Origin of the sequence: Tunicatimonas sp., from assembly GCF_049647865.1 — a bacterium.
GTDB lineage: Bacteria > Bacteroidota > Bacteroidia > Cytophagales > Cyclobacteriaceae > Tunicatimonas.
The window spans coordinates 1-3849 of sequence record NZ_JBARYM010000818.1; the positions used below are offsets into that span (position 1 = coordinate 1).

Consider the following 3849-nt stretch of genomic DNA (forward strand, 5'->3'; position numbering starts at 1 on the left):
TTGATAATGGAAACCGGGTCGCCGAGCAATTAACAGTGAAAATGAGCGCGACTCTCAGGGAATCTACCTGCTTAATTTTGAACCACTCATATCAATATAGATTCAGAATTACACATTATTCAAATAATAAAATGTTGATAATCAAATACTTATCAATTTTCCATAATCCACTTTGAATTAGTATAATGATTACGGTAAATGACCTGCGGTACACGAATCCCAAAAATCAAAGTCTCACTTTGAAAGGTATCTCCTTTGCTATTGAGGCCGGAGAGATTTTTGGTTTTCTAGGGCCCAGCGGTAGCGGAAAAAGTACTACTCAAAAAATTCTGTACAAATTATTAGACGGCTACGATGGTCAGGTACAGATACAGGGGCGCAACCTAAGTGAGTGGAGCAAGGACTTTTACCAGCGTATTGGTGTGAGCTTCGAGCTACCCAATCATTATCTGAAGCTGACGGCACTGGAGAACCTACAGTTCTTCGCCAACTTCTACGAAAAGAAACCCGCCGACTTCTACAAATTACTGGATAAAGTAGGGTTGCGAGAAGATGCCGATAAACCAGTTTCGGATTTCTCTAAGGGAATGAAGATGCGGCTGAACTTCATTCGCTCATTTATGCACGACCCGGATATTTTGTTTCTGGATGAACCTACCTCGGGTCTGGACCCGGTGAACGGTAAAATCATCAAAGATATTATCCTGGATTTACGGGCGCAGGGAAAAACAATATTTATTACTACCCACAGCATGTACGATGCCGATGTTCTCTGCGACCGCATTGCCCTAATTATTGACGGCGAGATTAAAGCCCTAGATCGTCCGGCTACGCTAAAGTTGCAGCACGGAAAGCGCAAAGTACGGGTAGAAGCTCAGGAAAACGGAACCGCCTTTGAGTACTCTTTGGATACATTAGGCCAAAACGAAGAGTTTCTAGCGATCCTCCGGGAGAATAATATTAAAACTATCCATTCGGAGGAAGCTACGCTGGAGGATGTGTTTATCAAACTCACCGGACAACGACTAGTATGAAAGCACTAACCAACCTACTCCGCTGGGACTTGCTACTGTTGCACCGTAATCAGCTGATTGTGATTTCATTGGCGCTGGCAGGATTGTACTTGGGGGTATTTTATTTACTGAAAGATCTGGGCAATCTGGAGAAACTGCTGGTGCTGCTGATCTATAACGATCCGGTAGTAACCGGACTGATGTTCATCGGCGCACTGGTATTGTTTGAAAAGGATCAGCATACGCTGGAGGCACTGGCCGTTTCACCGTTGTCTACGGACACTTATCTATGGTCGAAGGCAATTTCGCTAACCCTGGTAGCTTTGGGCACTTCGCTGATGATGGCCTGGGCGGGCTACGGTTGGCAGTTTCAGTACGTTCACTTTGTGACGGGTGTAATTGGAGCTAGCTTATTCTATATTTTTCTGGGTGGCTGGGTGGTAGCACAAACCAATTCGTTCAATCAGTTTCTGGTACGGATGATTCCGCTGCTAATTCTCACCGCTCTACCATTTATCCCTTTCTTCGGGGCTGCTCCTTCGGTCTGGTTTTACCCCATTCCGTCGTACCCCAGCATATTGCTACTGCAAGCCACGTTTGAAGATATATCAGTGATGGAATTAGTTTACGCGTACGGCTACGGTACGCTGGCGGTAGTGGGAAGCTACTATCTGGCCCGAGCTTCGTTCCGCAAACACATCTGGTCATGAAACAACTACTGCTCATCAGCCATAATGACTTCCGCATCACTTTCCGTGAACCGCTGCTGAAGGGCTTGCTATTCTTCCCGCTCATTGCGCTAGCGATCGTAAAATTTTTGGTGCCTTACCTCAGCGAGCAGTACCCCATAATTGAACCCTACCACCCAGTTATTCTGATGTGGGCCTGTATGCAGTCGGCTACTATGTTTGGTTTCATCAGCGGCTTTCTGTTTCTGGAAGAAAAGGACGAGAACGTTTTCAGTGCCCTACGAGTAGCCCCCATTTCGGCCGGAACCTTCGTACTCCTGCGCCTAGCTGCCGGGGTAATGATCTCTATCATCGTAAATCTACTGCTGTTAGAATTTGGGGATTTGGTAGCTATCTCATTTGACAAAGCGATTTTACTAGCGGTTCAGTACAGCCTGATTGCTCCGCTACTTGCCCTGATGACGGCTACCTTTGCCCGTAACAAAATGGAGGGCTTGGCCCAGTTCAAAATCTTCAACCTTGTACTCAATCTCCCTATCCTCCGCTATTTTCTGGAATATAATGCTCTGGAAGGCTTCGCCATCATTCCCACCTACTGGTCGTTCCGCAGCGTGGAAGCTGTTGCCTACGGTGGTAACTTTTGGCTGTTTTATCTGGTGGGGTTGGCTGTTTATAGTGCGGTACTATTCGTTCTAGCAAGGGTTTTTGAGCGGAGGGTGTTTTAAAAATATATATATTTTCATTCCAACGTTTTGCCAATACTTATCATCTATTAAGTACAAATTAATCCGTAAATATGAAAAACACCTTTATAAGTATTCTTAGCCTATTATGGTTGATAGGATGCCAGTCAGATTCAGAATCAATCTCCGCTGAGATTGGTCGTACTTTTCAGTTGGAAGTTGGTAAAGAGACCAGAATTACCGGACAGTCCGATAGTTTGAAGATCGTAGTTCAGAGTATTAGTGATGGTCGTTGCCCCCAGGGCGTTGAATGCGTTCGCGCGGGAAATGCTCAGGTGCAGCTAACCATATCAGAAGGTAGTGATGCTCAGATGGTGGACCTATGCATCGGCGACTGCCACTTGGATTTTGACAAATACGCAGGATTTGTTGAGCAGGATACCGCCTCAGTGGCTATGGCAACTCAAACGTACAGCGTAATTTTAAAAGATGTGTTACCTTATCCAGCAATAGGCAAGTCTTCAGATGAGAAAGAGGCCGTATTAGAAGTTAGTCTTCAATAGCTGATCTTATACCGCTCGGTGGGTAACTGCCGGGCGGGTTTATCGAAGTCTTTGTTAATAAAAAGTGTGACCGGAAAAAGTTAACCCTTCAACAAATTTATATTTTTATACTTCAATACGGTGGTGTCTCGCGTAATGAGTTTTAGGTCCTCTACCATTGCCTGAGCAATCATAATTCGATCAAATGGGTCTTGATGAATAGCCGGAAGCTGACCCAGTGCGGTTGTATGTCAGTGGTTAATCGGTAGAGGCTCAAATGACTGTTGCTCTAAAATATTAGGAATATCTCCGGTGAAAGCGAGTTTTCCCGTTGCGCGTTTTACAGAAATTTCCCAACTCACGGCTGCACTTACGTACACAATATTTTTCGGTATCTTCCAAAATAGCGCAAGCTTCGGAAGAAAGCTTTTCTGGTTCACGGAGGCTTCACAAGAAGATATGAGTGTCAAGCAGATAACGCATCAATCCTTTTCAGGAAAGACGGGGCCATCGTTAATCAATCGAGCAATTTCTTCATTTACTTCATCAGAATCCCGATCACCAGTCATCCAGATCTTGTCACTCATATTACCCAAAGGTCGCTTTTTATCAGTTCGGGTAGGCCCCGTAAATTGTGAAGAAAATTCCTTATTCAGTAGCTTATTCAGCTTTTTCAATTGCGGCTCGCCTAATTCGGCTATTTGCTGGTAAACTCGACTTTTTAGTTCAATGGCAGTCATACAGTAATAACAATAAGCGTGGTTCATAATGTAAAGTTCTGCAAGAGCAATTGCAGTTAATAACATTTCACCATTTATCAGACGATTTGCCTAATCTAAATCTACGCTGATTAAGTTGTCATCTGGTACCCGGTCTATTAACTTGTTGTAAGGATCTATGCCTGCTTTGGCAGGTTCCTCCG

At 44.5% G+C, this 3849-nt stretch carries 5 protein-coding genes; 4 read left to right on the plus strand and 1 reads right to left on the minus strand.

The genetic code is table 11. From position 1 onward, the window contains the following. Window positions 1–239: 239 nt before the first annotated feature. From WBA23_RS23630 to WBA23_RS23645, 4 genes are all read left to right on the plus strand, one after another. Window positions 240–1034, plus strand: a complete 795-nt coding sequence (locus tag WBA23_RS23630) for an ABC transporter ATP-binding protein (RefSeq protein WP_424584740.1) — start codon at window positions 240–242, stop codon at window positions 1032–1034. Then, window positions 1031–1723, plus strand: a complete 693-nt coding sequence (locus tag WBA23_RS23635; RefSeq protein ID WP_424584741.1) for a hypothetical protein — start codon at window positions 1031–1033, stop codon at window positions 1721–1723. The genes WBA23_RS23630 and WBA23_RS23635 overlap by 4 nt, the downstream gene beginning before the upstream one ends. After that, on the plus strand, window positions 1720–2427 hold the full coding sequence (locus WBA23_RS23640; RefSeq protein ID WP_424584742.1) for a hypothetical protein: 708 nt from the start codon (window positions 1720–1722) through the stop codon (window positions 2425–2427). The genes WBA23_RS23635 and WBA23_RS23640 overlap by 4 nt, the downstream gene beginning before the upstream one ends. 71 nt (window positions 2428–2498) lie before the next feature. Then, window positions 2499–2948, plus strand: coding sequence for a hypothetical protein (locus WBA23_RS23645; protein ID WP_424584743.1), 450 nt, complete (start codon window positions 2499–2501; stop codon window positions 2946–2948). 461 nt (window positions 2949–3409) lie between these two features. Here WBA23_RS23645 and WBA23_RS23650 read toward each other — a convergent pair whose 3' ends face one another. Continuing rightward, complete coding sequence (locus WBA23_RS23650) at window positions 3410–3694, minus strand: hypothetical protein (RefSeq protein WP_424584744.1); 285 nt, start codon at window positions 3692–3694, stop codon at window positions 3410–3412. Window positions 3695–3849: the final 155 nt, after the last annotated feature.

Bases quoted from the DNA above. Each gene is read 5' to 3' on its own strand.
- WBA23_RS23640 (WP_424584742.1), top strand. From the start codon at position 1,720: ATGAAACAACTACTGCTCATCAGCCATAATGACTTCCGCATCACTTTC.
- WBA23_RS23650 (WP_424584744.1), bottom strand. From the start codon at position 3,694: ATGAACCACGCTTATTGTTATTACTGTATGACTGCCATTGAACTAAAA.
- WBA23_RS23645 (WP_424584743.1), top strand. From the start codon at position 2,499: ATGAAAAACACCTTTATAAGTATTCTTAGCCTATTATGGTTGATAGGA.
- WBA23_RS23635 (WP_424584741.1), top strand. From the start codon at position 1,031: ATGAAAGCACTAACCAACCTACTCCGCTGGGACTTGCTACTGTTGCAC.